This is a genomic window from Rhodococcus sp. R1101 (assembly GCF_000278445.1).
Classification (GTDB): Bacteria; Actinomycetota; Actinomycetes; order Mycobacteriales; family Mycobacteriaceae; genus Rhodococcus; species Rhodococcus gordoniae.
In genome coordinates, this window is sequence record NZ_AJVB01000383.1 from 1 (window position 1) to 3,690 (window position 3,690).

The following is a 3,690-nucleotide window of genomic DNA, read 5'->3' on the forward strand; positions in this document are numbered from 1 at the left end:
GGGTGCGCGTGGAGTCCCTCGACGAACTCGGCAACCCCGATTTGGTGCTCCTCGACACCTCACCCGCCGACGCCGTGCGGATCGTCGGCGCCAGGCTGCCTCGCCGCACCGCCCGCGCCTACCGTCGGTACAAGCACGGGCCTGGGGCGTTCAAGGTCGAGTACGCCGTCGATGGCACGGTGCCGTGGGAGCACGAACCGTCCCGCCGCGCCGGCACCGTCCACGTCTGCGGTTCGTACGCCGAGACGGCGGCGGTCGAGCGTCAGGTGAACCGGGGGACCATGCCCGATCGCCCCTACGTCCTGGTCGGCCAGCAGTTCCTCGCCGACCCGTCGCGCTCCGCAGGGAACCTGAACCCGCTCTACGCCTACGCGCACGTCCCGCACGGGTACACCGGCGACGCGACCGAGCTGATCACCGCTCAGATCGAACGGTTCGCCCCGGGCTTCCGCGACACGATCCGTGCGGTGCACGTGCGGACGACGACCGAGATGTCGGTCCACAACGCGAACTACGTGGGCGGGGACATCGTCACCGGAGCCAACAGTGCGGTGCAGCTCGTGCTCCGGCCCCGCCCGGCTCTGGACCCGTACGCGACCGGCGTTTCCGGCGTGTACCTGTGCTCGGCGGCGACTCCGCCGGGTGCCGGGGCGCACGGCATGTGTGGGTACCACGCCGCCCGGTCGGCGTTGGCGTACCTGAAGACATGAGGTGATCTTCCGGGGTGAGTGTGGGGTGAAGGGCCTGAGCGGCGCGCGAAACTTCGCACACGGAAATGACATTCTCCCGATATGCACTTCCCCCGGTGCTGAAGGAGCCCTACCCGTAACCGCAATCACCCCCACCCTGCCCGGAACGCGCCGCGTGAAGACGACGGCTACTGCGGCCCCGGCTCCGTCTCGTGGAGGGTGTACGCCGATCCGTCCTCTCGCGTCGCGGGCATGGCGGGAACAGCGCATCGCCGCAGAACTCGTCGGCGCGGACCCTGCCCGCCTGCCCGCTACCCGGGCCGACCTCGAGGCGTACGTCGACGAGCAGCGCCACTGGCTGTCGCTGTCGCTCGCCGCCGCCGAGGTGACGCACGCACTCCGGAAGCCGAACCTGTGGGGCAATCCGGTGAAGGTGTTCACCTTCGTCGTCGTGCAGGACGGCATGTTGTCGCTCCTGCCGGAGTGGGCACGCCTGATGTACGGCATCGAGGGGCGCCCGATGAACCTGCGCGCTGCGGCGCGCACCACCAAGCAGCTCATCGGCATCGCCCGCAAGAACGAGTCGTACGACAAGATGGTCGCCGAGATCACCACGCGCATCGACGAGACTCCCTACCGCAAGGTGCGTGCGCGCAAGGCCTGACCCTGTTTCAGAAGGAGGGATTCGGCCGGACGAACCGTTCGTCGATATCGGCGATCGATCGGGCACCGGTCAACGCCATGGTGAGGTCGAACTCGGCGATCACGTTGCGGACCACCTCCTCGACGCCCTGTCGACCCGCGATCGCCAACCCGTACATGTAGGGCCGGCCGAGCAGCACGGCGTCCGCGCCGAGCGCGAGCGCGACGAAGACGTCGGCACCGCTTCGGATCCCGCTGTCCAGCAGCACGGTCGGCTCCCGGCCGATCGCCGCGCGGATGTCGAGCAGGGCATCGAGCGAGGCGATCGATCCGTCGACCTGGCGTCCACCATGGTTCGACACGACGAGGGCGTCGACACCGAGGTCCACGGCGCGACGTGCGTCGTCGGGGTGCAGAATTCCCTTGAGCACGATGGGAAGTCGAGTCCGATCACGCAACGTCGCCAGATGCTCCCAGCTCAGCCCCGGATTCGAGTAGATGTCGAGGAAGGTCTCCGCTGCGGCGCGTGGCACGGGGGAGCGGAGGTTGTCGAGGAATCGGCCCGGATGGTTACGGGTCATCGACAGCAGTGTGCGGATCGCACCGAGCGTGACGTCGGGTCGCTCCGTCACGATCTCGCGGGCGGCGTCGATCCGCTGCCGGACGATGTCGAGGAAGCGGGGATCCGAGGTGTACTGCGCGATGCCCTCACCACGTGCGAACGGCAGCGACCCGAGATTCAGGTCCTGCGGACGCCACCCCAGCATCGTCGTGTCGAGGGTGACGACGACGGCCTCGGCGCCGGCTGCTTCGGCCCGTTGCAGCAGGCTGTCGACGAGATCCTCGTCGGAACTCCAGTACAGCTGGAACCAGTGGGACGCAGAGCCCATCGCGGCAGCACAGTCCTCCATGGAATTGCAGCCCTGATTGGAGAAGATGTACGGCACGCCGGTCGCGGCGGCCGCCTGCGCGATCGCCAGGTCGCTGTCCGCGGCCATCAACGCTCCCGCTCCGATCGGGGCCAACAGCAGCGGTGAGGAGAGCGACGTTCCTGCCACGGTCGTACGCAGGTCGCGTTCGGTGACTCCGTGGGCCATACGCGGGACGATCGCCCATCGGTCGAACGCGCGCCGGTTGTTGCGCATCGTGCGTCCCTCGCCGGCGCCGCCCGCGACATAGGCCCAGGCCCGCTTCGAACTCGCGCGTCGCGCGGCGCGTTCGAGGTCGCCGAAGGATGTGGGGACGGCCGGGCGCCGGCCCAGCGCTCCGTTGCGGTACACGACGCCCTGGCGTTCCCGGCCGGGGCCGGCGGGTGCGGATGCGGCAGTTTCGGTCACGAGTGAGTTCCCCTCTCGAACGGTGGCGCTTGTCGATCCTTCCTCACGAACCCGGCCGAGTGAACCGGTTACCGGTGCCGAATTCGGAATCGGTGCGGTGGATCCGGCGGCGGGCGTACCGTCGGATCCATGACCGAGGACGGCCAGGTTGCACCGTGGGACGACATCTACCGGGGCGTCGCCGAAGGGTTTTCGGGCCCCGTACCCTGGAACATCGGCGAATCCCAACCCGAGATCGCCCGATTGATCGACGAGGGCAGATTCCGTAGCGACGTGCTGGACGCAGGTTGTGGGCATGCCGAGACCTCCCTCCATCTCGCGGCGCAGGGATACACCGTGGTCGGTCTCGACCTGTCGCCGACCGCCATCGAAGCCGCTCGAGCGGCGGCGACGGAACGGGGCCTGACGACCGCGACCTTCCAGGTCGCCGATATCACTTCGTTCACGGGTTTCGACGGCCGGTTCGCGACGATCGTCGACAGCACCCTGTTCCATTCGCTGCCCGTGGACCGGCGCAGCGCCTACCTGAGCGCCGTCACCCGTGCCACTGCTCCGAGTGCGTCCTTCTTCGTCCTGGCCTTCTCGAAGGACGCCTTCCCCGAAGAGGGTCAGGGACCCGATCCGGTGACGGACGACGAGTTGCGCGACGCGGTCGCCGAGTTCTGGACCGTCGACGACGTGCGGCCGGCCTTCATCCACGCATTTCTCGGCGACGAAGAGGCTGCCGCGTGGCAACGCGACGACAAGGGCCGTTCGATGCTCCCGGCCTGGTTGCTGTCGGCCCACCGCGGTTGAGGGCGCATACGCGGAAATTCGATTGCATTGCCGGGGTGCGAAGTTCACTATCGGATCTGTCGAAGCGGACCACCCGCGTCTCACCATGAACCAGGAGTCACCGTGCACCTCGATGCCCTGTCCGGAGCCGACCCGCTGTATGCGTACGGCTGGTCCCAGCAGGTCGCGGAGTTGTTCGCGGACAGTGACATTCACGGAATTCCCGGCCGGGTCGTGCGAGCCGGCCG

4 protein-coding genes are annotated in these 3,690 nt (G+C 68.3%); 3 read left to right on the forward strand and 1 reads right to left on the reverse strand.

Annotation, left to right across the window (positions count from 1 at the left end; genetic code table 11):
* A partial coding sequence (locus R1101_RS27400) for a hypothetical protein (RefSeq protein WP_016934802.1) occupies window positions 1-710 on the forward strand: 710 nt, incomplete at its 5' end.
* Window positions 711-864: 154 nt separating this feature from the next.
* Window positions 865-1,353, forward strand: a complete 489-nt coding sequence (locus tag R1101_RS27405; protein WP_016934803.1) for an oxygenase MpaB family protein — start codon at window positions 865-867, stop codon at window positions 1,351-1,353.
* A 7-nt stretch (window positions 1,354-1,360) separates the two neighbouring features.
* Here R1101_RS27405 and R1101_RS0118320 read toward each other — a convergent pair whose 3' ends face one another.
* Window positions 1,361-2,668, reverse strand: a complete 1,308-nt coding sequence (locus R1101_RS0118320) for an alpha-hydroxy-acid oxidizing protein (RefSeq protein WP_016934804.1) — start codon at window positions 2,666-2,668, stop codon at window positions 1,361-1,363.
* 129 nt (window positions 2,669-2,797) lie between these two features.
* Here R1101_RS0118320 and R1101_RS0118325 point away from each other — a divergent pair, with 129 nt between their 5' ends.
* Window positions 2,798-3,463 (forward strand): class I SAM-dependent methyltransferase, encoded by a 666-nt coding sequence (locus R1101_RS0118325; protein WP_016934805.1) that lies wholly within the window; start codon window positions 2,798-2,800, stop codon window positions 3,461-3,463.
* The last annotated feature ends 227 nt before the right edge of the window (window positions 3,464-3,690 follow it).